The sequence below is a fragment of the Synechococcus sp. MIT S9508 genome, assembly GCF_047303045.1.
Classification (GTDB): domain Bacteria; phylum Cyanobacteriota; class Cyanobacteriia; order PCC-6307; family Cyanobiaceae; genus Synechococcus_C.
On sequence record NZ_CP138941.1, the window covers coordinates 2,412,351 to 2,436,404 of the forward strand.

Consider the following 24,054-nt stretch of genomic DNA (forward strand, 5'->3'; position numbering starts at 1 on the left):
GTCCCCCCCCCCGCGATCAGACGGCGGTGGCTGCTACGGCAGCAGCAGCGGCGGGCTGCTTCAGCAATGGGAACCCCAGCACCTCCCGCTCAGACAGCCAAGCCTCGGCAACCTTGCGGGCCAGGTTTCTGATCCGACCGATGGTGGCTGTGCGCTCCGTCACCGAGATCACCCCTCGAGCCTCCAACAGGTTGAAGGTATGGCTGCACTTGAGCACAAAATCCAGGGCGGGCGCAGGCAGATTGCTTTCAATGAGATCAGCAGCTTCCGCTTCATAGATCGCGAACAACTGCTTGAGGCGCTCAGGGTTGGAGGCCTCAAAGTTGAAATGGCACTGTCCTTTCTCAAAAGGAAGCCAGATATCGCCATAACTACGGTCGGCATTCCAGCTCAGATCCCAGATGCTTTCGACGTCCTGCAAATACGTCGCCAAACGCTCAAGCCCATAGGTGATCTCAATCGACACCGGCTTGCAATCGATGCCGCCGCACTGCTGGAAATAGGTGAACTGGGTCACTTCCATGCCATCGAGCCAGACCTCCCAGCCCACGCCCCAGGCGCCGAGGGTCGGTGACTCCCAGTTGTCTTCCACGAAGCGGATGTCGTGATCAGCAGCACGGATCCCCATCGCTTCCAATGAGGCGAGGTAGGTCTCCTGGATGCCATCCGGCGAAGGCTTGATCAGCACCTGGTACTGGAAATAATGCTGTGCCCGATTGGGATTATCGCCGTAACGACCATCGGTGGGGCGACGGCAAGGCTCGGGATAAGCCACGGCCCAGGGCTCCGGTCCGATCGCTCGCAACACCGTGTGCGGACTCATGGTTCCTGCGCCCTTTTCCGTGTCGTAGGGCTGCAACAGCAGACACCCCTGCTCGGACCAGAACCGGTTGAGAGTGCTGATGATGTCCTGAAAATGCATCCGTGCGCTGGAGCCAATCCAATGCATTCTCGCGCCAGAGCCGCCTGGACAGCTCAGCTCAGGGAAAGGCAGCGACGCAGATGGGCGATCGCGTGATGGCGATGGGGATGACTGCGCCCCGGGCCCATGGTGCCCAGCCAGAAACTGCCATCACCCTGAAAAACCAGAACGGGTTTGCTGGCGCCTTTGCCGTGGGTCTCCAGCAGCGACATACAGAGCTTTTCGGCCACCTCCGCACCCCTTGGGCGAGAGCGCAGACGGCGCAGAACCGGATCCACTTGAGAGAACGAAACGAAGGTGGCCTTTTGTGAGTCGGTGACCAGGATCATCCCGTCCAGCCACTGGACTTCATCCAGCAAATCCTCAATGGAGGACAGCAGAGACGGCAATGGAAAGGCCATGCGTTTCTCCCCCGCTTCTTAATCATTCCTTCATAGTTCATCGGTCTCACCTGTCGCAAGCGAGGCACGTCGGAAAATGAATAGCTCAGGCCCAAACTGTGAGAAGGCCCATCAGGCCTGCTGCCACTGGGCGATGGCAGGCTTCGCGAAAACCGGCATCGAGAGCCAGCTGCTGCTGAGCGGCTCCATCGGCAAAACGCTTGAGGCTCTCCTCTAAATAGGCGTAGTGCTCGGCAAGACCGGCCCGAGACGCAATGGGAACCACCACTCTGCGCAGGTAAGTGCGTTGGAACAGAGCCGCAGCAGTACCTGAGGGCAGTCGGTTGAAATCCAGCAGACCGGCCCGGCCTCCATCACGCAGCACGCGCCGAAGCTCCCTGAGACCTGCCGCTGGGTCAGCAAGATTTCGTAATCCATAAGCCATCAACACCCCATCGACACAGGCATCAGGCATCTTCAGGTTCAGAGCATCACCCTGTTGCCATTGCACCGGCAGCCAGGGTTCGCGCGCCGATCGTTGGGCCGCAATCGCCAGAGGTGCAGCGGCCGCATCCACACCAACCACACTCCCTCCAGGTCGCAAACGGCGTGCCAAAGAGAGGGCTAGATCACCTGTTCCGCAACAAAGATCCAACCATTGCTCTCCTGGCTTTGGCGAGAGCTGCAGCACCATCTCTCGCTTCCATTGGCGATGCAGCCCAAGACTGAGCCAATCGTTGAACTTGTCGTAACTGTGCGCAGCATCGTTGAACAACTGTTCAACGGCTTGAGCATCGCCGGGCTTCAAAGCGGCAGGCCACTCAGAGTCATGACCATCACAGTGGCGAGTCCGACGGCGGCTGAGCACACCATGCAGCCAGCCAACATGAGCGAAAACTCGCCCTGATCCATGGCGGCTTGCATCAACTGAAGTGCCCAGCCCACAAGGGCGACCACCACAAACACCAGCAGAATGCCCAGAGGCAGCACCCAGCTCGTTGGGATGAGTGGGTGAACTGAAGAAACCGTCAGTGCCTCAATCGTGGAAAGCAGGAGATGCACTAAGGGAGTCCGACCACGCAGAACAGTTCTTTACACACTAAGAGAAGTCAAGCCTCAAGGGGCCGGATCATCAGGCCTCGGCTGAGCAAATCGGCCTTGATCGCCTCAACGGTGAGGATTCCGTCATGAAGGAGGGATGCCAACAGTGCAGCGGATGCCTGTCCGCCATCCGGACCTTCATCGAGTGCCGCAGCGATGTGATCAAGACAACCAGCGCCGCCGGAAGCGATCACAGGCACAGGCACGGCCTGTGCAACCGCCCGCGTGAGCTCGAGGTCATATCCCGCCTGGGTGCCATCACCATCCATGGATGTGAGCAGGATTTCACCGGCTCCGAGTTCAGCCACCTGGCGTGCCCAGGCGATCACATCCAGGCCAGTGTTCTCACGGCCACCCTTCACATACACATCCCAGCCGCCTGCCTCCCGCCGGCGAGCATCAATCGCCACTACGATGCATTGACAACCGAAGCGGCCCGCTCCATCCTTCACCAGCTCCGGCCTTCGCACTGCTGAGGAATTGAGGCTGACCTTGTCAGCTCCCGCCCGCAACAACTCGGTGATTCCCTCTACTGAAGCAATTCCACCACCAACGGTGAAGGGAATAGTGACCTGCTCCGATGTTCTGCGGACCATCTCCACCAGAGTGGCTCGGCCCTCATGACTGGCCGCGATATCCAGAAACACCAGTTCGTCAGCACCGGCCTGGCTGTAACGGCAGGCCAGCTCAACAGGATCTCCCGCATCACGAAGTCCGACGAAATTCACCCCCTTCACCACGCGCCCCTTGGCGACATCAAGACAGGGAATCAAGCGAAGGGCGACCATGGCATTCGATACACGGCTGTTAAGGTGCAACGTCTTTCCAAGCCTTGCAGGTCATGCTGGGAAATGTTCTCAATCTGATCAAACGATTAACCGGCTCAGAACCTCTTCCAACACCGAAACTCGAGTCCATTGAGGTTGGGAGCAAAGTTCGGGTCACCCGGGTTCGTGATCGCATTCCCCAGGGCATGGTTGACCTCTTAAAAAGTGATGCCTTCGGCACCGTTACTGAATTCCGCACGGTCGATGGCAAAGGCATTGGAGTGGTCGTCGAGCTGAGTGATGGATCCAGCTCCTGGTTCTTTGAAGACGAGATCGTCGCTGCCTGAGGCCTGATTCCGTGAGTGACGCCCGACAGCTGCTCGGCATGAAAGGTGCCAGTGGCACCACCAACATCTGGAAGCTGCGTCTGCAGCTCATGAAGCCGGTCACCTGGATCCCCTTGATTTGGGGCGTTGTCTGCGGCGCTGCGGCAAGTGGGAACTACGAATGGCGTCTTGATCACGTGCTCGCCGCCATCGCCTGCATGCTGATGAGTGGCCCCCTACTGGCGGGTTACACCCAAACCATCAACGACTACTACGACCGCGACATCGACGCGATCAATGAGCCCTACCGGCCGATCCCATCCGGCGCGATCTCACTGGGACAAGTCAGGCTGCAGATCTGGGTGTTGCTGCTGAGCGGATTGGCTGTGGCCTGGGGTCTGGACCAATGGGCCCAGCACACCACCCCTGTGCTCTTTCTGCTGGCTGTCGGCGGGTCTTTCATCAGCTACATCTATTCCGCGCCTCCTCTCAAGCTCAAACAAAACGGCTGGCTTGGTAACTACGCCCTGGGCGCCAGTTACATCGCTCTTCCCTGGTGGGCAGGCCAGGCACTCTTCGGTCAACTCACTTGGGCGACCGCTCTGCTCACCCTGGCCTACAGCCTTGCAGGGTTGGGGATCGCCGTGGTGAACGACTTCAAAAGTGTGGAAGGTGATCGTGCCCTCGGGCTTCAGTCACTTCCGGTTGCATTCGGAATTGGCCCAGCAAGCTGGATCAGCGCTGGGATGATTGATCTGTTTCAGCTGCTGATGGTTGCGGTGCTGATCGCGATCGGGCAGCATTTTGCTGCTGTTCTTCTTGTGCTGCTGATCGTGCCCCAGATCACCTTCCAGGACATCTGGCTGCTGCGCGATCCCGTGGCCTATGACGTGAAATATCAGGCGAGCGCGCAACCCTTTCTGGTGCTGGGAATGCTGGTCACCGCCTTAGCGATTGGTCACAGCCCTCTGACCCAAGGCATGTGATCCGCACCCGTCGTCATTGGATTCTGATCGGCGGCTCAGCCCTTTTGATCGGCAGTAGTGTGGCTCTGGCGCAATCCGCCGTTGTCAGTGCTTTCGACGCCACTCTCCCCGATGCACGCGGCATCAGCCGTTTCAGTCGACCCGGCACGATCACCCTGCTCGCCAGTGATGGCGCGGTAATCCAGAAGCTGGGACCTGCGACCCGCGAAAAAATCAAACCCGGGGAGATGCCTTTGCTGGTGAAGCAGGCGTTCATCGCCGCCGAAGATCGACGCTTCTACGAGCACAACGGTGTTGATATCTGGGGCATCGGCCGGGCTCTAGTGCGCAACGTGCGTCAGGGAGCCGTGCGAGAAGGCGCCAGTACGATCACCCAGCAACTGGCACGAACGGTGTTCCTCAGCCAGGACCGCACGATCACGCGCAAGCTTAAAGAAGCAGCCCTGGCCTACAAACTCGAACGCCAGCTCAGCAAGGAGCAGATTCTCGAGCAGTACCTGAACTATGTGTATCTCGGCGCCAGCGCCTATGGGCTGTCCGATGCCGCTTGGGTGTATTTCTCCAAGACACCAAATCAACTCAACCTGCAGGAAGCCGCACTGATTGCCGGCCTTCCCCCTGCTCCATCGGTGTATTCACCGCTGGTGAACCCTGACCTGGCCCTGGAGCGACGCAGCATCGTGCTGAATCGGATGCAACAGGCTGGATTCATCACCGCCAGCGAAGCCGAGCAGGCTCGTAACAGCCCGCTCGATCTCAAACCAGCCATTCCCAAATATTTCAACAGCTCAGCGCCGTACTTCACCAGCTGGGTGGCCCAACAATTGCCGCAGCTGCTGACCCCTGAGCAAATTGAAGTTGGAGGTCTGAAGATCCGCACCAGCCTCAATCTCGACTGGCAGAAGAAAGCCCAGCAAGTGGTGAGGAAGTATGCCCCGTTCAACACCGAAGGGGTGATCGTGTCGATGGAACCAGGAACAGGCCTGGTGCGAGTGATGGTGGGTGGCAAGAACTTCAGCAGCAGTCAATTCAACAGAGCAACCCAGGGCCTGCGCTCGCCGGGATCCACCTTCAAGCTGTTTCCTTATGCCGCTGCCCTCAGTTCGGGAGTGAAGCCGGAAGACATTTTTGTGGATGCTCCTCGCTGCTGGTCGGGCTACTGCCCCAAGAATTTCAAAAACAAATACTTCGGCAACATCTCACTGGCTGACGCCCTCAAGAATTCGCTGAACACGGTGGCCGTGCAGCTTCAGGACAAAGTCGGCTTCGACGCGATCATCGGCACCGCCAACAAGCTGGGCATTGGCAACGAGCGCCCGCTTGGCAAGTACTACCCGATGGCCATCGGTGCCTATGAGCAGACCGTGCTCGAGATGACGACCGCCTATGCCGCCGTGGCCAATCGCGGGGTGTACGTCAAACCCATGGCCTTCGAAGAAATCCGCGGCCCTGAAGGCAACGTTCTCTGGAGCAGGCGCATCGATGGCGAGAAAGGCCGTCGGGCCCTCGACAGCGAGGTGGCCGATGCCATGAACTGGATGCTGCAACGGGTGGTGACAGGAGGAACGGGTGCTGCAGCACGGCTTGATGATCGCCCTGTGGCTGGCAAAACCGGCACCTCCGAAGGAGCCCGAGACCTGTGGTTCATTGGCTCAATCCCACAGCTCACCACCGCGGTCTGGTTCGGCTACGACAACAACGCCGAAACCAACAGCAGCAGCGGCGAGGCCGCCTGGGCCTGGAAGCAATTCATGATCCAAGTGAAGGGCAGCTACAACGTTCAGAACTTCCCTCCTAAACCAGTCCTCAACCGCCCCTTCACAGGTCCGCAAAGGCAAAGCCGCACCACAACGGGCGCCACAGCCACCGATGAAAATGGGGACCAGCCGTTCAGCAGCGGCGAAGAACCGACAACCGACAAACCAGCCACACCCCCAAGGCGCTACATCGCTCCACCCGGGGGGCCACCTGTGGATGAAAACTTCATGCCGCTGCCGGTGCAGTGATCACTGCGGCATAAAAGCCATCGCCCCCACTGGGATCAGGCCAGCGCTGCTGCTCTGAGTTGAGCACGAGATCAGGATGCTCCTGCAGCCAGCTGTGGATCTGTTCAGTGTTTTCTGAGGGATGGATCGTGCAGGTCGCGTAAACCAGACGTCCACCCGGTGCCAGCAACGATCGAAGACCGTGCAGAAGCTCGATCTGCAGCTTCAGCAAGTCAGCCACCGACTCCTCGGTGACTCTCCAGCGAGCATCGGGATGGCGCGCCAACGTGCCTAGACCTGAACAGGGTGCATCCACAAGAATCCGGTCAAATCGCCCTCTCCACTCCGGTCGCTCCTGGGCGAGCTGCGACGCATCGGACGCCAGTGCCTGAATACTGCTGCAGCCCAGCCGTGCCGCATTGGCGGCCACCCGCTGCAAGCGACCGGGTGAACGGTCCACAGCCCAGATCTCTCCCTCATCACCCATCAACTCGGCCAAATGAGTGGCTTTGCCACCTGGGGCAGCACAAGCATCCAGCACGCGCTGACCAGGGCATGGATCCAGCAACGGAACCACCCACTGAGCCGCACGATCCTGGACGCACCAATAGCCTTCGCTGAAACCAGGCCACTGGCGCAGATCACCGGATGGCTCCAGCACCTGAAGTCCATCCGGGCAACCGGCGATCGCAGCTGTTGCAATGCCGCTTTCGGCGAACAGCGCTTCCGCACGATCGGGAGTTGAACGCAGGCGATTCACGCGCAGATCGAGGGGTGGAACCTGATTGAAAGCTCTGGCAACGCGCTCCGCCTGTTCTGGGCCACACCACTGAAACAGTCCACGGCTGAGCCACAACGGCAGCGACTGCTCCTGGGCCAGAGCAGCCGCCGGCTCCGCAGGCAGAGCCAACGCTTCGCCAGCCTCACGGGCTCGCAAGGCTGAACGCAACAGTCCATTCACCACCGGTGCCAAACGCGCCAACTTGCCGTGCTTGGCCAGTTCCACGGTGGTATTCACGGCAGCCGAGGCAGGAATGCGCTCCATCCGCAGCAACTGGTAAAGGCCGATGTGAAGCAGCCAGCGCAGACGTGGTGGCTGCTTGCGGGCAGGCACCTTGCCCAAGCGATCCAGCCAGCCATCCAGCCACTGCCGCCAGCGAATCGCCCCATAGGACAGCTCCGTGACAAATCCACGATCGAGAGCATTCAGAGGCCGTCGGCGCAGAGCCCGCTCTAGAGCGACGTCCGCGTAAGCCCCTGCTGCAACCGCCTCAAGCACATCCCAGGCAACACGACGAGAGAGCAGAGCATCTCGGGAAGACGGATCAGCAGGTTGAGCCATAGATGGGCTTCGCTGGCTTCAATCATCGGCCAGCAACCTCCAGAGCCTGGGGTCATGCGCCAGCAATAAGGCAACATTCAGCCTGAGACAACAGTCTTCAAAGACAACCGCACAAGCCGTCAAGCGAAATCAAAGGGCTAGCAGGGATATTGAAAATCGCCTAAAAAAGAAACTTAATTTCACTAAAAACGTCGATCAATTTGAAAAAAGATCTTGTTTATTTGCGAAAGCATAAGAATCGCTCAATTCAATCTTAGTTCGGCTCAAGACTCTCTTTGATACCAAGGTCACGTCCAAAAATTGCCATGCTTTCGTCCACCTCTGTCGCGACACAATTCGGCGGTGAACGTGCAACCAAGCAACCCGTAAAACTGCGGTCCGGGTTTTCAGGCTCTGCAGAAGCAGCTGATGTCGATACAGCCATTCAAGAGGCCTACAAGCATGTTTATGGCAATGCACATGTCATGGATTGTGAGCGCTCAATCTCCCTGGAGGCCGAATTGCGCGATGGACGGATCAGCGTGCAGGAGTTCATCCGAGGCCTCGCCAAGTCAGACTTCTATCGCAAAAACTTTTACGATTCCTGCTCTCCTCAGCGAACCATCGAACTGGATTTCAAACATCTGCTGGGCAGGCCGCCTCATGACCAAAGCGAAGTGTCCGAATCCATTCAGATTCAGGCCGCAGCCGGACATGATGCGCTGGTGGACTCTCTGATTGATTCAGAGGAATACAGCCAAGCTTTTGGAGAGCATGGCGTTCCGTTCGTGCGCTCCTGGCAAAACCAACCTGGATCAGCCCAGTCGGCCTTCAACCGCACTGCCGCAGTCTCTCTGGGTTACGCCTACAGCGACAAAGCCATCGGAACAGGCTCCAGGCTTGGCAATCAACTGGCGACTGGGCGCGCCAGCAGAATCGCGTTTCCTGCCTCCGCCAAGCTCCAGTTAATGCGAATCTCCAACAGCTGGAGAGGCAATCAGCCACCACGCTGGGCCACCCGAGTTGCAACGGTGTTCGTGATCGCAGGCGTTATCGAAGTGACGCGTTTGGTGGTCACCGTGGCCTACAGCGCCATGAGCAACTGACCCATCTCGGCGAGCTGCCCTTCATCAGGTGACCACAGGAACCTTTTGAGGGGCAAACGGCCTTCTTGATCCACAGGAATCCCCTCAGCGATCAGAAGCTCCCGCTGCATCCAGTCGGATCCCTCGCGACTCAGGCTCATCGAGATACGGCCTTGGGCATTGACCACACGCTGCCAGGGAATGCGCGACGGCAGACATAAACGGCGCAGGGCCCAACCCACCTGGCGTGCACAGCCATAGGCACCAATCCAGTCCGCGACCTGGCCATAGGTGGACAGGCGGCCCTCAGGAATGAAGGCAACCACAACTCTCACCCGCTGATCAAACGCGTTGCGCCGTGGAGCCGTCATCAACCGCCGTCGACCTGACAACCAATCAGAGCACCAGCGGCACCCCCAACCGGCACACCGAACCAACGCCCATTGCCACGCGACAGGGCAGCACCGAGACCGGCTCCGAGCAGACCGCCGATCACGCTGCCCTCAACGCAACTGTTGGTATCTGCGTTGGGTTCCTCCCATGCAGCGCGCCGAGCAACGCCATTCGGTTGATACAGATACTTACGTCTGTTGTCGTCGTCACGGCTGTTGTTGTAAGCACGTCGACTGTCATAAGCGCGATAGCCGTAGTCGTCACGACCGTCGTAGCCGCGACCATGATCACCCCGATATTCATACGCCAACAAAGGAGTTGCCGTGATTGGCAACAGGGCAGCCAGCGTCAGCAGCGCCGAGAGTCTCACCGGAACAGGCTGATTCATGGTGACTTCATGCATAGACAGAGCCATCCTGTTGAGGCCCACCTCTGAAGAGGTGACTGAACATCGGCGACCCTGCATCCAGATATGACTGGGCTCAGCCACATGCTCCAAACAGCGATCCAATCCACGCCATCAGCTTGCACTAGGCAACGAGGGCAGGGGCATTGAGCAAGCAACACAAAAACAGCCAGCCCAAAAGCAGCATCTATGCCTTGCAGGATTCAGAAATCCTGGAGCTGCTTGCTGCCTTGCCGCAATCAACGATGGGTCGCCGCTATGGCTTCGCATTCCAGTTGATGGCCACCTATGGCCTCCGAGCCGCTGAGCTGCGCTACCTGCAAGTTCGCAATCAGGAGAGCGAGCTCTGGCTGCGTGCAAGACGCCATTGCACTAAAAACAGCTTTCGCAGCAGCGAATCCTGCAAGCTTGAAGCCGTACCTGTTGTGAACATCGACGGCATCCCACAGGAGTGGAATCTGGTAGCTCGAGTCGCCATGGGCGAGCGGCTGCCACCCCTCGGCAGCGACTCGGAAGCAAGTCAGCATCTAGAGTCTTACCTCAACGACAGACCTATCTGGCGGGAGGTTCAAAACAAGGCGTTGCAATTTGGAGAACAAGCCATGGTGAATAGCTTTAGGCAGCGCTACGCCTGCGCAGCCCACAACCTTTGCGATACCGACGGGAGTACTGACACATAGCTCTGATTGCATCAGTCGAGATCGCCTAAGCATCAGACAGGCATAATGGTTGATCACAACACAAGCCCCAGCAATGCCCGAACCAAGCAATATCCAACGCGTCGAATTGATTAACTACAAAAACGACGCTGGCAAGGAACTTTTAGGCCTTGGCGTTGAACTCTCTGATGACCCAGATGGCGGCATCAAAGTGCGCGTCTTGATGGATCCGCAAGTCGTGAGCGGCGTCACTGTCACTCCACTAAAGCAAAGCAGTTGCTGCGGATAAACACGTCGATCAGCCGAGCAAATCAGGCGATTGAGGGTTGAGCTTGAACAAAAAGAGTTCAACCCTTAGTAACAATTTTATTCGGTCCTAAACGAGAAGCAATTTCCACACGACGACACATCAATCGTCTTGCCTGATAGAAAAAATCCGCCACCGGACAGTGACTCCTGATAGTCGATCACCATTCCAGAAAACAACCGCACTTGCTCCGCCTTGGAGTAGAGCGTCACTCCAGATTCCCTGGAGATTGGCTCGCCCGAATTGCGGCCTGCCTTGAACACAATCGCGTAATCCGAGCAGCCTCCAGACACCACTTCGGCATGCATTTCACCGGGAATGCCGGCAACAGCGGATTGACGCATGAGCTCCAAAGCCGCATTCGACGTCAAGATCGTGCCCATCCCAGATCCCTGGCTCTGATCAGTGCTAACAGCTAAAGCCACCTTCAGACGGTGGCCATGACATGGGCTTGCGTAGCAAATGCAATGTCGTGTCCGCAGGATGCCAATTCGGCTTGCATGCAAATCTGAGCAATGCCCCTATGGCTGCCGGCATGCCTTCGCGCCTGCAGCGATCTCAGCGATGCCGATCCTTCCCCGCAGATTTCAGCGTCTGAAGCAGGTCCTGGACTGCCGGATGTCGGATCTCACCGTTCTGGTGGAGCACGTGGAAAAGCCCCACAACCTCTCGGCCATCCTGCGCAGCTGTGATGCCGTGGGGGTTCTTGAAGCCCATGCCGTCAGCTTCAGCGGACGACCCCGCACCTTCAACAGCACTGCCCAGGGCAGCCAGCGCTGGGTGCCCCTGCATGACCATGCCGACATCAGCAGCGCAGTACGCCACCTCAAAAACAAAGGGTTCCGGCTGTACGGCACCAACCTGGGCGTGAACGCGCGCGACTACCGCGAATGCGACTTCACTGGCCCCAGCGCCTTCATTCTCGGTGCGGAGAAATGGGGACTCACCGAAGAAGCCACCGCGTTGATGGATCAGGCGGTCTTCATTCCGATGCGTGGCATGGTGCAGTCGTTGAATGTGTCAGTGGCCACGGCCACACTGCTATTTGAGGCGCTCAGACAACGCCAGGCGGCTGGACTCGCCCCCCTTCAAGGCGAAGGCATTCCTGCAAATCAATACGCCGAACTGCTGTTTGAGTGGTGCTACCCGGAGGTTGCGAGCTGGTGCCGTGAGCAGGGCCGCAGCTATCCGCCGCTCTCAGAAGACGGTGAGATTCTCGAAGAGCTGCCGCGCACAGCCAAGCTGCGCTGCTGAATCGAATCCAGATCTCAACGACCTGGCTCAGAACGGCATCAACACGTCCTTGCTGCCTTGCCTGCGCTCCATCACCGGATGGTTGCGACGCGCTGCAGGCAGTCGCAGGGCAAACACCAGAGCCAGCAGCTCCAGCGGCAGGCTGCGGCCGATAAACAGAACCACAAGCCCAAGAGCGATCGCCAACATCTGCTCCAGCAGACCGATCACGTCATCGGGGTTACTCCGGCCAGAAATCCATAGCGTCACCATCAGCGTCAGCAGAGCGAGCGTGGCCCAGAACGGCATGGTCTGATCGGTTCCTTTGCTCTATTTTGCCGCGTCCCGCCCCGTGCTGCTCACCCAAGCTTCAAGCCCCTCACCCAGAAACGACAAACCCAGCACCAGCACGAACATCGCCAGGCCTGGGTACAGAGCCGTCCACCACACGCCAGTGGGCACAGCAGCAAGCGCGAGGTTGAGATCACTGCCCCATTCCGGCACCGTTTCCGGAAGACCTAAGCCGAGAAATCCGAGGCCACCCAGCACCAGCACCGCATCGGCGGCATTGAGAGTGAGCAGCACCGGCACCGAGGTGATCACGTTGCGCAGCAGGTAACGGCGCAGGATCCAGACCGGTCCGGCGCCGAGCGTGCGCGCTGCCTCCACGAACAACTCGGCTTTCACCTGGGCTGTCTGGTTGCGCACCACCCTGAAGTACTGGGGGATATAAACCACGCACAACGCTGCGGCCGCATTGGGAACACCCCGCCCCAGTAGGAAGGCCAGCACCACCGAAAGCAACAACACCGGCAAGGTGTACAGCGTGTCCATCAGCAGCACGAGCACGCGATCCACGCTTCCCCCCAGATAGCCACTCACCATGCCCAAGGGCACACCGATCACCAGCGCGAAGGTCACGGCCAGGAGAACCACCTGCAGTGCCACACCGCTGCCTTGCAACGTGCGCACGCAAACGTCACGTCCCAGACGATCGGTGCCGCACCAATGGGCCATCGAGGGAGGCGCGTAGATGGGATTGTCCAGGCCGGCATTGGGATCCGGCAGCAGGCCAGCCGCCAACAACACAGGTGTGAGCAGGGCCACCAGGCCATAAATCGCCACGATCACCAGGCCCCAGCGGGCCATGCGAGCCGAAAGGCTGGGACGGGCAGTGCCCAGAGGCGAGGCGGCAAAACTCACAGATGAGCGCAGTGCTGATCAAGCGCATTCTTGCCCGACTCCCCGACCGAGAGCAGGATTGGAGCATGAACCGTTCCGGCCACTGGCGCTCTCGCCTGACGGGCACCATGCTCGGCCAGCTGCAACTTGCCACCTATGCCGCGGTGCTGCTCGGCTTCACCGGTGCCACCAGCACAGGGCTGTTGCTGAGCGAACGCAGCCGGCTGCGCGTGAGTGAAGCGGAACTGCTGGCCGCATCGGCATCACTCGCTGATCGCCTGGAGAACCAACACGGTCAGGGCGATCAAAGCGAAACCTTGATCGTGCAGCAACTGCGAGATCACTCCAGCGTGCGCACCAACCTCTGGCTGGAACAGCCCAATGGGCAGTTGATCACTCCCAGAAGAGCTCATCGCCCCATCCCAGCGGATCTACTCAAAGCCGCCGTCTCGGCAAACCCGCTGCGGAAGCGAGGCCAGTCGCATCTGATCGTGCTGCAAGAGCGCGAGTACCTCACGCTGCTGGACCGACGTCTGCCGTCGGGTGATCTGCTCTGGAGCAGCACGGAGATCTCCGGCCTTGGCTCAGCCCAGGGCGAATTTCTGGCCTGGATGATCTTGATCTGGGGCAGCTCCCTCAGCGCCTCGTTGCTGCTTGTCAGCTTGCTGGTGAAGCGCATCACCAAACCGTTGCAGGAGCTCAGCAACCGCAGCGCCGAGCTCACTGCTGAAGGCTTGCAGAATGCCGCCTTGCCAGTGCCCAAGGGACCACAGGAACTCAGCCAACTCACACGCACCTACAACGCCCTCACCGAACGACTGGCCCAGTCCTGGAGCCAACAACGTCAGTTCGTGAGCGCGGTGAGTCATGAATTACAAGCGCCGCTGACCTTGGTGTCGGGCTCTCTCAAACGCGTGATCCGCAAGGCACCGGAGCTGGAGGCACAACTGGTGCAACGCCTTCATGACGCCGAAGAGGAAACGATCGGCATGCAGCAACTGCTCAACGACCTGCTCGACCTCTCACGCAGCGATTCAGGGCGGTTGCAGGTCAAACAAGAGCCAGTAGATCTGCACCCTCTGCTGGATGAAGTGGTTCGCGCCCAGGGGACAGTGCTGGATCGTGAACTCAGCCTGGAGCTACCAGCAGATGGGATCACCACCACAGCACTCGGCGATGAAGCCAGGCTGCGCCAGGTGTTGCTCAACCTGATCGAAAACGCTCACAAGTACTCACCCCCAGAACAGCCCATCCAGCTGCGCCTGCGATCGGGCCTCAACACTCTGATGCTTGAGGTGGAAGATCGAGGCATCGGCATTCCCTTGCAGGACCAGGCCTATGTGTTCGATCGCTTCCACCGGGGGGCCAACACCACGGGGCAGAGCGGCAGCGGCGTTGGGCTCTCAGTGGTGAAACTGCTGCTGGAGGCGATGGGTGGCAGCATCAAGGTGAAGAGTGAACCCGGCATGGGCAGCTGCTTTCGTATTCAATTGAGGCGAGCCCCTTGATTCCCTACCTAATACTGATCTCGCTGCTGGTGCCGGCCAATCTATGGGCGTCGATCACACCACATCTGCATAGCGATCTAAGCATGCGTCTTCTGCACGGCGTATCGACGCTGGTGTTGATGCCTCCCTTGTTCAGCATGTGGCATCAACGCCGGCAGCTTCAACGGCTACCAGCCCTGCTGCTGGCCAGCTTCTCCCTGGTGCTCATCGTGGTTAACACCCACATCGCCGCCGTCGGCATGGGTGTTCGCTACGGCTGGATTGATCACCTGTTTCTGGCGATCGCCTGCCTAGCCGTGCTGGCCTTCTATCTGATTAATGATGCGGAGGATGAGCTTGCGGAGCAGGAGACGCGCACCTCCTGAAGGACAACGACTTCACACGGAAGGCCACAACAGCAGACAGAGCCAAGGGAAGAACAAACCCTGTCGCGCGCAGCTGCCGCGTTGCTGAGAAACGCTGTCGAAATCCCGGGAACGAGACAGCGGTATTTCACGACTGCATCGAACATTCCCCCGGATGGGTGATGTGGATTCCAGATGTTTCGGAAATGATGCAGATACAGAAAAGAGGGGGGCAGGACATATGCGAAGCTCAAGCGAGGAAGCCAGCAGCAGCAGGTTGCTGGTTGTTGATGACGATCCTGAACTGCTCTTGCTGCTGAAGGATGAGCTCAGCCAGCAGGGGATGACCTGCAGCAGTGCCAATTGCGGCAGTGATGCTCTGCTGATGCTGAGGCAGGAGAGCTTTGATCTGGTCGTGCTCGATTGGAAACTGCCGGATTTCGAAGGAACCGAGATCTGCCGGCGGTTGCGCAGCAGCGACGACACCACACCGGTTCTGATGCTCACAGCTCACGACGATGTAGACGATCGGGTGCACGCGCTGGATCTGGGTGTCGACGATTACCTCACCAAACCCTTCGAACTGAAGGAGTTACATGCCCGCGTACGGGCTCGATTACGCCGGGGCCAGTTTGCGAACTCTGAACGCCTCAAAGACAGCCTCAGTCTTGGAGACTTGCACATCGATCTGATCAAACACCAGGTGCAACGAGGGGGTCATGCATTGTCTCTCTCTCAGCGGGAATTTGATCTGCTCGTCTACCTGATCAAGCACCAAGGCGAAGTGCAACCCCGTCAGCAGATTCTGGAAGCCGTTTGGGGGCAGCCATTCGTGGGCGACCCGAACACGCTGGATGTCTACATGGGCTACTTACGGCGCAAGATCGAGAACCCCGGTCAGCTGGCTCTGTTGCACACCGTTCGTGGCGTGGGCTTCATTGCTCGCCTTCCAACAGAAGACTTTGGTCAGGGGCAAGCTTGAAACGGAGCTGAAGATCGGCTCCGCCTCCATCGGCATCAGCAATCAACAGATCTCCCTGCATGGCATGCATCAGCTGATCGGCAAGCGCCAGGCCAATACCGGATCCCTGGGTGCCAACGGCTGTTGAACCCCGCTTGAAGCGTCGCAAGACGAGATCCCTTTCATCCACGGGGATCCCTGGCCCCTGATCGATCACATGCAACACCATCTGGTCGCCGACCTGCTCGGAAGTCATCTGCACAGCTCCCTGGCTGTAGAGCAAAGCATTCTCCACCAGTACATCCAGACACTCCTGCAGACGCACACGGTCGGCAATCATCTTCGGATGGGGCTCATTAGCGGGTTGAGGAATGAGCAGGCGATCCGTTGCCATCGGCAGCACCCGTTCATAGGCCAACAGCAACTGCTGGTCGGGATCCACAGGCATCAGCTGAAGATCCAGCCGCGCTGAATCACTACGGGCCAGATCACGCAGAACCTTCAGAAGCTGATCCATCCGCTTGGCCTCCAAACGGATCGAGGCGGCTGAACGCTCAGCCGCTGGAGAAAGGTTCTGTCGCCGAAGCCGCTGTGAATGGCCAAAGATCACCGTGATCGGGGTGCGCAATTCATGCGACACAGCATTGGCAAAAGCGCGTTCACGCTCCCAGGCCTCTGCGAGGCGCAGTTGAAGGCTGTTGATGGCCTGTGCGATCGACCGCAACTCCCTTGGCTGAAACACCGGATCAACGAGATTGGCGCCAAGGTTGGTGGTATCAAGGGCCTGCAGCTGCTGATGAAGACCCCGCAGAGGCTGCACGAAGCCCCGGCGCAACACCAGCCGCAGCATCAGTGATGTGAAAAGGATCGAGACACTTACAGCAGCTACGAGAAGAAACTCACCAAAGCGCTGCTGCTTGATCGATGCAGACACGTTCTGACGAACCTTGAGCGTGCGGACTTCCCCGTCCGGCAGCGTTAAACGTGTTCGGCTCAGCAGCCAGTGCTGACCAGATGCTCCAGCTTGCACGTGAGGCAACTGGATAGGGCCTGGGGGCGTAAGTGATGCCTGTAAATCTGAGCCAAACCAAGCCACTGAGGAGGGCTGCGGGCTTCCTTTCTCAATGCGCTGCGTCAAAGCAGCCACCAGCTGCTGATGGCCGTGCTTACGTTGGTGATCGGCCAGAGCACCGTGGATCACAAGCAAGACCGTGTAACCGACGATCACGCTGAGTACTGATGTGGACTGCAACCACACCTGCAAGGAATACAGCCACCGGAGTTTCACTGTCTGAGCAAGACCCTAAGAAAGTTCTTAGAGAGATCTAGCCGTTCTTTCCTCCAGCGGCCATAGAAACAGGAGAAGGTGAATAAGTGAGCACAACGGGTGCCAATTCAACCTTCAACACTCGATAACAATGACTTCATTCAACCAACTACTCAGCCGAACACGCATCAAGTCAAAGAACAAGAAACCAAACGGTTTCACTATGATTGAACTAATGATTGGTGTAGCCATCGTTGGGACTTTATCAGCAGTGGCTCTTCCCGAGCTATCTAAAGCTCAGAATAGAGCAAAAGACACTGCAGCCGAATCATTACTCATCAACGCCTCAAAAGAGTGCTCATTAGAACTAATATTAGATCCAACGAAAGCCAAAGCCACATTTGCTAAAACACAAGATTCGGGCGAAAAGTTCGATGGCGTAACAGGCGATTGCGAAATCGCCAACGGCGTCGGCCCAACTCTTAAAACTACATCTGCAACAGGGGAAAAATATATGTCTGTTTTTACAGATAGCACACCTGGAGAAGTCGAAGAGGATCCTTCATAATGAACATCACATCAACCATTGTTGGCATTACAATCATGGGGGCTGCGGCCCCCTCCGTGATGCAAATGACCCTGGCACCAGTAGAAGCACAGGCGCGGGCGAAAAACTTTAGTAAAGCTGAGTCTTCTGCTGTTACATTCTCCGCTGAGTGGGAAGGAAAGGAGAACCCTGGATGGATATCCAATCCAGACTTGATCCCGAATAATTGCGAGGATCCAGCCGAAACATCTACAAGGGCATACGACATAACCTGCAAGGGCGGGAGTAAAGGCAGCAAGTACGAGCAAGCAGTTACACGATCTTTCAGACTTTCTCCTGATGATGGTGATGACTATGAGAATCCCAACAGAGAATACGCATTCGAAGCGCCTAAAGATCACTCACACGTTCCATGCCAGGTTGACGATCCTTGGGGAGTTATTTGGTACAATAAACACCTGAAGGCAGGCAATATGAAGGCATGCATTCCACCAGATGCTCGAACAAAACAAGCATACTTGGCTTCTGATCCTGCAGATTGGCTGTATGACTTATCAGATTATGGATGGGGAAAACATCCTAATTACTAAAGCCTCACATAGAGGCTTTTTCTTGAAAAACATTCCACACGAAAGCACTTATTAGCAAGAGCTTATTGACAAGAGTAGATTTCATTTTGATTAATTAAACTTAAGCGCCTCCATGAAGGCTTCGTGAGGCAAGTCCGCTTTACTCATCGCCTCAATACATTTCTTACCTTTGACCGGCTTCTTCAGCAGTTTATTCTTGCGTGAGATGCCACTGCCTAGAGCTTAACCAGCACGTCTTTACGCATAGCGCTAATGCTGGCAGAAGCAAAAATGTGACTGCCAATCGAAGCCTGGAGTGGAATCCTGAATTTCTAGAGAGGAATCAGCCACTTGGTATTTAAACAAACTTTTACGCTCGTTTTTCGGCCTAGCCGTAATGCACGACTCTTCGGCGGGGATGTACTGATCACGGCGCTCTGAACAATTCTCTGTCAACGCACCATTGTAGTCACTAGGTATATACATCTCCATACTCAAGTAGAGCTCTACGATTGATCAAGGCTCCTAAGGATCCGCAAGTATGCCGGGGTTATCCACCATCTGTTCGCTTCCATCAACAGAGCTACTTGCCAAGTTTCGAAACTCCTTTCATTCCATGTCCATAGTCCCATCCAGAGCAATGGGGGCTGCTGTCGCTCACCTGGGGGATGCCATTGGCGATCAACTACCCCTAAATAGAGGATGACTACCCATTGGCTCAAACCATTGGACCAAACCAAGGTTCCTCAAAGCAGTTTCAGCAGCCAACAGCTTGCAAGCTGGGGGATGCTGCGCCAAGCCCGTCTCGAGGCCACCATCGATGATTACCTCCAAAGCATTTCGCCACCACCAGTGGAGCAGCTCAAGGCCATGCTCGATCAGTGGTGCCAGCAGCAACGCATCGACTCCCCGCAAAAACTGCAGCGATGGCAACAACAACAGGGCTTGAGCTCAGAGCAATGGCAGCAGTTTGTGGCCCGCCGTGGCTGCTGGCTGCTGTGGTGCGAGCAAAACCTCGAAGACAAGCTGAACAACCATTACCTCGAACGTAAAAGTCAGCTGGATCAGGTGAGTTATTCGCTCTTGCGCGTCAAAGACCAACACTTGGCCAATGAATTGCACCTTCGCATCAAAGAAGACGAGGCCAGCTTTGAAGAGATTGCCTCAGAGTATTCAGAGGGTCCTGAGCGCCAGCAAGGAGGCCAGCTCGGGCCTGTGCCATTAAGCCAGCCCCACCCGATGCTCGCCAAATTGTTGCAGGTGAGCACCCCAGGGCAACTATGGCCGCCCAAACAACTCGGAGACTGGTGGATTGTGGTACGGCTTAAGGAATTGCATTGCACTGAGCTCACCGATTCGCTCAAGCAACGTCTGCTATTGGAGCTGGGCGATCAGCACTTAGAAGAGCAACTCTCGGCTGCCGAAACCAAAGGCCAGGCCTAGATTTTCCATATGCTTAGTCAGCAGCCACAGCCCAAGTCCAGCGGGTGGCAGAAGTTCCCCGGCGTCAGCCAAGAGATGCTGCAGCCGCTGCGACTCAACCCCGGCCAAGCTCTGCATGAACGCGACCACCTGCCGCCTGGTGTGCTGTTGATCGAGCGAGGCGACATGCGCCTGTTAGGCCTGGATCAACGCAAAGAAGCATTCACCCTGCAGCGCTTTAGCAACGGCGAGCTGGTCGGTGGTGAGCTGTTGTTAAGGGGTGTCAGTGGATTGAAGCTGACGGCTGCAACGGAGGTGGAAGGTTCGCTGCTGCCGGCTGAACGTTTTTTTCAACTCCTCGATCGCCATCCAGAGCAGCTGAGTCAGTTCTGCTCTCTGAGTCCTTGGGAGCTGTGGTCAGCCGCAGCCAGCCGGCAAGATCCCCGCTACCCCACAGCTCAAGAACTGCTGCAGTGGGCTCAACAAGCTTGTGAGTTGAGTGAACAGCCTGTCCGCCTACTGACTCCTGGTTCCCATGAACTCGGCTTGAGCGATGGCTCCTGGTTAGTCAGCAGTGACAACATCGAGGGCGAAACCGTGGGCACTGTGCTCCAGAGTCCTTGCCGCCTTGAGGTACTAGGACGTCTCCCGGCTCGTTTACTCGCTCTACCGAGCCATTGGCCTCCACAACGTCGCCTCGATCCTCAAGACAACAAGTTGATCAAGGCTCCTGACCAGAGCATCACGACCACGCCAGCCTTACCAACCCCGCAAGTCCAACAGGAAGCTCTCGAGGATTGGTATGGACGGCTGCATAACGACGGCAGCTACCCACAACACAACGGCAATGGTCCGATCGACGAACCCTTGGCCTGCTTACGGATGTTGGCCCGCCACTTCGATCTGCCGTTCCGGCGCGATGTACTTAGCCGAATCCTCAATGACCAACTGAAACGCGGTGGCCAGGATGCGTTGCCCCTGCAAGCTGTTGCCGCCATTTGCGATCTCCTCGGTCTGCGCACCTCAGGCCTACAACCCAACAGCGCTGATTTACTCACACGCTTGCCCTTCCCTGCATTCACCCTGATCAATGGTCATCCCTTGGTGCTGTGGCAAGCCCGCCAACAGCAGCTGCTGGTTGGCGACCCAGTGTCTGGTCAGCGCTGGATGGAGGCCGTTGAGCTACTTGAGCAAAACGCTGGCGAGCAGCTGCAGGTGTTGTGCCTTGAGCGCAGTGCCAGCACCCCGAAAGCACGTTTTGGCCTGGGCTGGTTCTTACCAGCGATCCAAAAGCACCGCAATGCCTTGCTGCAGGTAGTGATCACTAGCTTTTTTGTGCAACTGCTGGGCTTATTCAACCCACTGCTAATTCAACAGATCATCGATGCGGTGATCAGCCAGGGCAATTTTTCCAGCCTCAACGTGCTCGGTACATTGCTGGTCGCCATGGCCTTAGCCCAGGCGCTTCTGGGGTCATTGCGTACCTACCTGTTTTCAGACACCACCAACCGGATTGACATCTCCCTTGGAGCCTCAATCATTCACCACTTGCTGCGCTTGCCGCTCAGCTATTTCGCCAAACGGCCGGTGGGGGAAGTCAGCAGCCGTATTGGCGAACTGGAGAAGATCCGAAGCTTCCTCACAGGCACCGCCCTCACCGTTCTGCTCGATGCGGTGTTTTCGGTGGTCTATATCGCTGTGATGCTGCTCTATTCGGTGCCACTCACCTTCGCCGCTCTTGGCGTCTTGCCATTGTTTGTGGGTCTCACCATCGGGGTGGCACCCATCATTCGCCGGCAGTTGCGCCAGCAAGCCGAAGCGAATGCCAAGGTGCAGAGCCATCTGGTGGAAACCCTCTCTGGCATGGAGACGGTCAAAGGCCAAGGCATGGAACTTCCTAGTGAATGGCGCTGGGAGCAACTCTATGGCGGCAAAATTGAAGCGGGATTCCGCAACACCATCACCAGCACAGCGGCAGGGTCAGCCAACCAATTCCTAGGACAAGTCTCCGGTCTCATCGTGATTTGGTTTGGAGCCATGTTGGTGCTCGAGGGGGAAATGACCCTGGGCCAATTGATCGCCTTCCGCATCCTCTCGGGCTATGTCACCAGCCCCCTACTGCGCCTGGCGAGCCTCTGGCAAAACTTCCAGGAAACAGCACTATCACTTGAACGCCTCTCCGACATCGTCGATCACCGCGAAGAAATCGAAATCGCGGGGGAAAACCTGCCGCCAATTCCTCCTTTGCAAGGCGCTATCTCTTATGAGGGCGTGAATTTCCGCTTTGGCAGCAGCGGGCCCTTGCAGCTGCTCAATGTGAACTTTGAGATTCCTGCTGGCAGTTTCGTTGGAATTGTGGGCAGCAGCGGTTCAGGAAAAAGCACGATGCTGAAAATGCTGACTCGCCTCTTCGATCCGCTGGAAGGGACAATCCACATCGATGGCTACGACATCGCCAAGGTGGATCTCTATTCCCTGCGCAGCCAAGTGGGAGTGGTTCCACAGGACAGCCTTCTCTTTGAAGGCACGGCGCAAGCCAACATTGCTCTAACCAGACCCGATGCCAGCTTCGAAGAGATCACCGGTGCCGCACAAGTGGCCTGCGCCCATGATTTCATCCAGGCCTTACCCGGTGGTTATTCCAGCTCAGTGGGCGAGCGTGGTTCAGCCCTTTCCGGTGGCCAACGGCAACGCATGGCCATCGCGAGAATGGTGCTGAAGCGGCCCAGGCTGCTGGTGCTCGATGAAGCCACCAGTGCCCTTGATGTCAACACCGAACAACAAGTGACCCGCAATCTGGCTGAGGTGTATCGCGGCAGCACGGTGCTTTTTATCACCCACCGCCTCGGCAGCCTGCGCCATGCCGATCGAATCTTGATGATGCACGAAGGCAGCTTGGTGGAGCAAGGCACTCACAGTGAATTAATGAAACTGGGTGGCCGCTACGCCACCTTGTACCGGCAACAGGAGGCGGGGCAGTCATGAACGGCTCCAACAATGAGCAGAACAATGCCGACAAAGGTGCGTTGGTACCTTTGGCCCACCAAGAAGTGCGCTATCGCGCTGCTCCAACTTGGACCAGGGCCCTGCAATGGGCCATCGTCGGCTGCATCGGTTTTGGCATTGTTTACGCCGTCGTCGCCCGAATTGATGAAGTAGTCATTGCCCGCGGCGAACTCAAGGGCATCGGCGCAGAGCGTCCCATCAAAGCTCCGGTCTCTGGAGTTGTCAGTGGCATCCCGGTCAGCGAGGGCGAACTCGTCACCGCAGGCCAGGTATTGATTCAGTTCGACCCTGAGGTGAATACCGAGCGGTTGCGGTCCTTAGAGCTCCAAAAAGCACTGGAAAGCAGGCGCCTCACAGAAGAAATCCAAGCCTTTGAAGCGCGGGAAGACAGTGTGCAGGCCAAACTCAAAAGCTTGCAGATGACCTTGAAGGTCGAACAATCCATCGTCGATCGCATGGCTGGCATGGTGAGCCAAGGGGCGATTGCAGAGGTGCAGTATCTGCAGCAAAAGAATCGACTCCAGGAGCTGCAGTCAGAGGTTGCACAAACCGAAGCCACCCTGCGTGAAGTGCAGGCCGAATCGATTAAAAGCAAGCAGCAGATCCAACGCGAACTGGCTGATCTCGATCGTCAGCTGGTGGAAACCAATAAATCCCAGGAGTACGAGTCCCTACGTGCTCCGGTGAAGGGCTATGTCTTTGATCTGATTGTCGCCAGTCCGGGCTATGCCGCCAGCAGAGGAGAAACACTGCTCAAGATCGTTCCCGAAGGAATGCTGGAAGCCAGTGTGTTTGTCACCAACGCCGATGTGGGTTTTTTAAAACCCAAGATGCCTGCCCAAGTGCGGATCGATGCTTACCCCTTCACTCAATACGGCGATATTCCAGGCGAGCTCAAACGTGTGGGCAAACAATCACTCGAGCCCGATCAACAAAACTCCGAACCCCGCTTCCCAGCTCAAGTGGTGCTGAAACGTCAATACCTCGAAAAACGCGGAAAACGCTTTCCCGTTGCCGCTGGTCAAAGCGTATCGGTGAACTTCATTGTGCGAGATAAACCTGTGATCAGCCTGCTGACCGACTCGGTGGAGAAAGCCTTTGACGCCCTGCGCGGCATTAAAAATGATCAACCCTGAACCATCAAGCGACTTCTCCCTGAAGCCCTGAAGATCCTGTTTTGGATCAGCGCCAGCTCCTTTTTGGGCATCGAATGGCCCGGGCCGCAGCACACAGCCCACCATTCAACCCTGGAGCCAGTTGGCTTGAAAGAGACCGAAGACGCTTGATATACCAGTTGTTTACAGCCTGAAACACCCAGTTCAGCCTGCTGAACTGAGGGCAAATGGCGCAGACATCGCATCAGACCGCAAAGCGAGC

General features: G+C 57.4%; 26 protein-coding genes and 2 pseudogenes. 15 read left to right on the forward strand and 13 right to left on the reverse strand.

The genetic code is table 11. The features are described from left to right. Positions 1–16 precede the first annotated feature (16 nt). The 5 genes from glyQ to hisF all read right to left on the reverse strand — a co-directional run bounded on the left by glyQ (position 17) and on the right by hisF (position 3,191). Positions 17–922, reverse strand: a complete 906-nt coding sequence (gene glyQ, locus SIB42_RS13440) for a glycine--tRNA ligase subunit alpha (protein ID WP_067094493.1) — start codon at positions 920–922, stop codon at positions 17–19. A gap of 53 nt (positions 923–975) precedes the next feature. Further along, the gene (locus SIB42_RS13445) at positions 976–1,323 is read right to left on the reverse strand and encodes a hypothetical protein (RefSeq protein ID WP_067094159.1); all 348 of its coding nucleotides are present in this window, start codon (positions 1,321–1,323) and stop codon (positions 976–978) included. Between the two features lie 85 nt (positions 1,324–1,408). After that, complete coding sequence (ubiE, locus tag SIB42_RS13450; RefSeq protein WP_067094153.1) at positions 1,409–2,110, reverse strand: bifunctional demethylmenaquinone methyltransferase/2-methoxy-6-polyprenyl-1,4-benzoquinol methylase UbiE; 702 nt, start codon at positions 2,108–2,110, stop codon at positions 1,409–1,411. Continuing rightward, a complete protein-coding gene (locus SIB42_RS13455; protein WP_231856384.1) occupies positions 2,107–2,364 on the reverse strand; it encodes a hypothetical protein in 258 nt (85 codons plus the stop codon). The genes ubiE and SIB42_RS13455 overlap by 4 nt, the downstream gene beginning before the upstream one ends. A gap of 47 nt (positions 2,365–2,411) precedes the next feature. After that, positions 2,412–3,191: an imidazole glycerol phosphate synthase subunit HisF gene (hisF, locus tag SIB42_RS13460; RefSeq protein WP_067094150.1), complete on the reverse strand. Its 780-nt coding sequence runs from the start codon at positions 3,189–3,191 to the stop codon at positions 2,412–2,414. Positions 3,192–3,268: 77 nt separating this feature from the next. Between hisF and SIB42_RS13465 the strand changes: the two genes are divergently transcribed. The 3 genes from SIB42_RS13465 to SIB42_RS13475 are packed head-to-tail and all read left to right on the forward strand — an operon-like array spanning position 3,269 to position 6,488. Next, positions 3,269–3,517: a DUF2862 domain-containing protein gene (locus tag SIB42_RS13465; RefSeq protein ID WP_067094487.1), complete on the forward strand. Its 249-nt coding sequence runs from the start codon at positions 3,269–3,271 to the stop codon at positions 3,515–3,517. Positions 3,518–3,528: 11 nt separating this feature from the next. Further along, positions 3,529–4,482 carry a chlorophyll synthase ChlG gene (gene chlG / locus SIB42_RS13470; protein WP_067094147.1) on the forward strand — a complete coding sequence of 318 codons (954 nt, stop codon included), beginning with the start codon at positions 3,529–3,531 and terminating at the stop codon, positions 4,480–4,482. Beyond that, positions 4,479–6,488: a transglycosylase domain-containing protein gene (locus tag SIB42_RS13475; RefSeq protein WP_067094144.1), complete on the forward strand. Its 2,010-nt coding sequence runs from the start codon at positions 4,479–4,481 to the stop codon at positions 6,486–6,488. Before chlG ends, SIB42_RS13475 begins: the two co-directional genes overlap by 4 nt. Here SIB42_RS13475 and SIB42_RS13480 read toward each other — a convergent pair. Continuing rightward, the gene (locus SIB42_RS13480; protein ID WP_067094141.1) at positions 6,466–7,809 is read right to left on the reverse strand and encodes a 16S rRNA (cytosine(967)-C(5))-methyltransferase; all 1,344 of its coding nucleotides are present in this window, start codon (positions 7,807–7,809) and stop codon (positions 6,466–6,468) included. The genes SIB42_RS13475 and SIB42_RS13480 overlap by 23 nt on opposite strands. 305 nt (positions 7,810–8,114) lie before the next feature. Here SIB42_RS13480 and SIB42_RS13485 point away from each other — a divergent pair, with 305 nt between their 5' ends. After that, positions 8,115–8,894 (forward strand): phycobilisome rod-core linker polypeptide, encoded by a 780-nt coding sequence (locus SIB42_RS13485; RefSeq protein WP_067094138.1) that lies wholly within the window; start codon positions 8,115–8,117, stop codon positions 8,892–8,894. Here SIB42_RS13485 and SIB42_RS13490 read toward each other — a convergent pair. Beyond that, positions 8,873–9,244, reverse strand: coding sequence for an MGMT family protein (locus SIB42_RS13490; protein WP_067094135.1), 372 nt, complete (start codon positions 9,242–9,244; stop codon positions 8,873–8,875). The two genes, SIB42_RS13485 and SIB42_RS13490, sit on opposite strands and share 22 nt — an antisense overlap. Beyond that, positions 9,244–9,402: pseudogene (locus SIB42_RS13495) on the reverse strand (glycine zipper 2TM domain-containing protein); the annotation flags it as partial. The pseudogene SIB42_RS13495 and the gene SIB42_RS13490, both read right to left, overlap by 1 nt. Before the next feature lie 416 nt (positions 9,403–9,818). Here SIB42_RS13495 and SIB42_RS13500 point away from each other — a divergent pair. Continuing rightward, positions 9,819–10,352: a hypothetical protein gene (locus SIB42_RS13500; RefSeq protein WP_067094130.1), complete on the forward strand. Its 534-nt coding sequence runs from the start codon at positions 9,819–9,821 to the stop codon at positions 10,350–10,352. A gap of 73 nt (positions 10,353–10,425) precedes the next feature. Further along, positions 10,426–10,620: a hypothetical protein gene (locus tag SIB42_RS13505; protein ID WP_067094127.1), complete on the forward strand. Its 195-nt coding sequence runs from the start codon at positions 10,426–10,428 to the stop codon at positions 10,618–10,620. Positions 10,621–10,697: 77 nt separating this feature from the next. Here SIB42_RS13505 and SIB42_RS13510 read toward each other — a convergent pair whose 3' ends face one another. Next, on the reverse strand, positions 10,698–11,063 hold the full coding sequence (locus SIB42_RS13510; RefSeq protein WP_413328149.1) for an AIR synthase: 366 nt from the start codon (positions 11,061–11,063) through the stop codon (positions 10,698–10,700). A 139-nt stretch (positions 11,064–11,202) separates the two neighbouring features. On the opposite strand from SIB42_RS13510, the gene trmH reads away from it, so the two are divergent. Next, positions 11,203–11,892 carry a tRNA (guanosine(18)-2'-O)-methyltransferase TrmH gene (gene trmH / locus SIB42_RS13515; RefSeq protein ID WP_067094120.1) on the forward strand — a complete coding sequence of 230 codons (690 nt, stop codon included), beginning with the start codon at positions 11,203–11,205 and terminating at the stop codon, positions 11,890–11,892. 27 nt (positions 11,893–11,919) lie between these two features. Here the strand turns inward: trmH and SIB42_RS13520 are convergent, their stop codons facing one another. Both SIB42_RS13520 and SIB42_RS13525 read right to left on the reverse strand, forming a co-directional pair. Then, positions 11,920–12,180: a hypothetical protein gene (locus SIB42_RS13520; protein ID WP_067094117.1), complete on the reverse strand. Its 261-nt coding sequence runs from the start codon at positions 12,178–12,180 to the stop codon at positions 11,920–11,922. 21 nt (positions 12,181–12,201) lie between these two features. Continuing rightward, on the reverse strand, positions 12,202–13,020 hold the full coding sequence (locus tag SIB42_RS13525; RefSeq protein WP_231856392.1) for an ABC transporter permease: 819 nt from the start codon (positions 13,018–13,020) through the stop codon (positions 12,202–12,204). A 56-nt stretch (positions 13,021–13,076) separates the two neighbouring features. Between SIB42_RS13525 and SIB42_RS13530 the strand changes: the two genes are divergently transcribed. The 3 genes from SIB42_RS13530 to SIB42_RS13540 all read left to right on the forward strand — a co-directional run bounded on the left by SIB42_RS13530 (position 13,077) and on the right by SIB42_RS13540 (position 15,887). After that, positions 13,077–14,561: a sensor histidine kinase gene (locus SIB42_RS13530; RefSeq protein WP_231856383.1), complete on the forward strand. Its 1,485-nt coding sequence runs from the start codon at positions 13,077–13,079 to the stop codon at positions 14,559–14,561. 29 nt (positions 14,562–14,590) lie between these two features. Further along, on the forward strand, positions 14,591–14,926 hold the full coding sequence (locus SIB42_RS13535) for a hypothetical protein (protein ID WP_369818428.1): 336 nt from the start codon (positions 14,591–14,593) through the stop codon (positions 14,924–14,926). A 220-nt stretch (positions 14,927–15,146) separates the two neighbouring features. Continuing rightward, positions 15,147–15,887, forward strand: coding sequence for a response regulator transcription factor (locus tag SIB42_RS13540; RefSeq protein WP_067094103.1), 741 nt, complete (start codon positions 15,147–15,149; stop codon positions 15,885–15,887). Here SIB42_RS13540 and SIB42_RS13545 read toward each other — a convergent pair. Then, a complete protein-coding gene (locus SIB42_RS13545; RefSeq protein ID WP_067094100.1) occupies positions 15,841–17,154 on the reverse strand; it encodes a sensor histidine kinase in 1,314 nt (437 codons plus the stop codon). The genes SIB42_RS13540 and SIB42_RS13545 overlap by 47 nt on opposite strands. A gap of 130 nt (positions 17,155–17,284) precedes the next feature. Between SIB42_RS13545 and SIB42_RS13550 the strand changes: the two genes are divergently transcribed. Beyond that, entirely contained in the window at positions 17,285–17,701 is a 417-nt protein-coding gene (locus SIB42_RS13550; RefSeq protein WP_067094097.1) for a type IV pilin protein, read from the forward strand. Further along, positions 17,701–18,270 carry a hypothetical protein gene (locus tag SIB42_RS13555; RefSeq protein ID WP_067094094.1) on the forward strand — a complete coding sequence of 190 codons (570 nt, stop codon included), beginning with the start codon at positions 17,701–17,703 and terminating at the stop codon, positions 18,268–18,270. The genes SIB42_RS13550 and SIB42_RS13555 overlap by 1 nt, the downstream gene beginning before the upstream one ends. 90 nt (positions 18,271–18,360) lie before the next feature. On the opposite strand, the pseudogene SIB42_RS13560 reads toward SIB42_RS13555, so the two are convergent. After that, positions 18,361–18,581: pseudogene (locus tag SIB42_RS13560) on the reverse strand (elongation factor 4); the annotation flags it as partial. 394 nt (positions 18,582–18,975) lie between these two features. On the opposite strand from SIB42_RS13560, the gene SIB42_RS13565 reads away from it, so the two are divergent. The 3 genes from SIB42_RS13565 to SIB42_RS13575 are packed head-to-tail and all read left to right on the forward strand — an operon-like array spanning position 18,976 to position 23,813. Beyond that, a complete protein-coding gene (locus tag SIB42_RS13565; protein ID WP_197459869.1) occupies positions 18,976–19,692 on the forward strand; it encodes a peptidylprolyl isomerase in 717 nt (238 codons plus the stop codon). Between the two features lie 9 nt (positions 19,693–19,701). Continuing rightward, complete coding sequence (locus SIB42_RS13570; protein WP_067094087.1) at positions 19,702–22,656, forward strand: ABC transporter transmembrane domain-containing protein; 2,955 nt, start codon at positions 19,702–19,704, stop codon at positions 22,654–22,656. Continuing rightward, positions 22,653–23,813: an HlyD family efflux transporter periplasmic adaptor subunit gene (locus tag SIB42_RS13575; protein WP_067094083.1), complete on the forward strand. Its 1,161-nt coding sequence runs from the start codon at positions 22,653–22,655 to the stop codon at positions 23,811–23,813. The genes SIB42_RS13570 and SIB42_RS13575 overlap by 4 nt, the downstream gene beginning before the upstream one ends. Positions 23,814–24,054 lie beyond the last annotated feature (241 nt).

Coding starts and splice junctions, on each gene's coding strand:
- SIB42_RS13530 (WP_231856383.1), top strand. CDS start 13,077: ATGAGCGCAGTGCTGATCAAGCGCATTCTTGCCCGACTCCCCGACCGA.
- hisF (WP_067094150.1), bottom strand. CDS start 3,191: ATGGTCGCCCTTCGCTTGATTCCCTGTCTTGATGTCGCCAAGGGGCGC.
- SIB42_RS13555 (WP_067094094.1), top strand. CDS start 17,701: ATGAACATCACATCAACCATTGTTGGCATTACAATCATGGGGGCTGCG.
- glyQ (WP_067094493.1), bottom strand. CDS start 922: ATGCATTTTCAGGACATCATCAGCACTCTCAACCGGTTCTGGTCCGAG.
- SIB42_RS13525 (WP_231856392.1), bottom strand. CDS start 13,020: ATGGCCCGCTGGGGCCTGGTGATCGTGGCGATTTATGGCCTGGTGGCC.
- SIB42_RS13485 (WP_067094138.1), top strand. CDS start 8,115: ATGCTTTCGTCCACCTCTGTCGCGACACAATTCGGCGGTGAACGTGCA.
- SIB42_RS13550 (WP_067094097.1), top strand. CDS start 17,285: ATGACTTCATTCAACCAACTACTCAGCCGAACACGCATCAAGTCAAAG.
- SIB42_RS13570 (WP_067094087.1), top strand. CDS start 19,702: ATGCTTAGTCAGCAGCCACAGCCCAAGTCCAGCGGGTGGCAGAAGTTC.
- SIB42_RS13540 (WP_067094103.1), top strand. CDS start 15,147: ATGCGAAGCTCAAGCGAGGAAGCCAGCAGCAGCAGGTTGCTGGTTGTT.
- SIB42_RS13445 (WP_067094159.1), bottom strand. CDS start 1,323: ATGGCCTTTCCATTGCCGTCTCTGCTGTCCTCCATTGAGGATTTGCTG.
- SIB42_RS13505 (WP_067094127.1), top strand. CDS start 10,426: ATGCCCGAACCAAGCAATATCCAACGCGTCGAATTGATTAACTACAAA.
- SIB42_RS13520 (WP_067094117.1), bottom strand. CDS start 12,180: ATGCCGTTCTGGGCCACGCTCGCTCTGCTGACGCTGATGGTGACGCTA.
- SIB42_RS13575 (WP_067094083.1), top strand. CDS start 22,653: ATGAACGGCTCCAACAATGAGCAGAACAATGCCGACAAAGGTGCGTTG.
- SIB42_RS13480 (WP_067094141.1), bottom strand. CDS start 7,809: ATGGCTCAACCTGCTGATCCGTCTTCCCGAGATGCTCTGCTCTCTCGT.
- trmH (WP_067094120.1), top strand. CDS start 11,203: ATGCCGATCCTTCCCCGCAGATTTCAGCGTCTGAAGCAGGTCCTGGAC.
- SIB42_RS13490 (WP_067094135.1), bottom strand. CDS start 9,244: ATGACGGCTCCACGGCGCAACGCGTTTGATCAGCGGGTGAGAGTTGTG.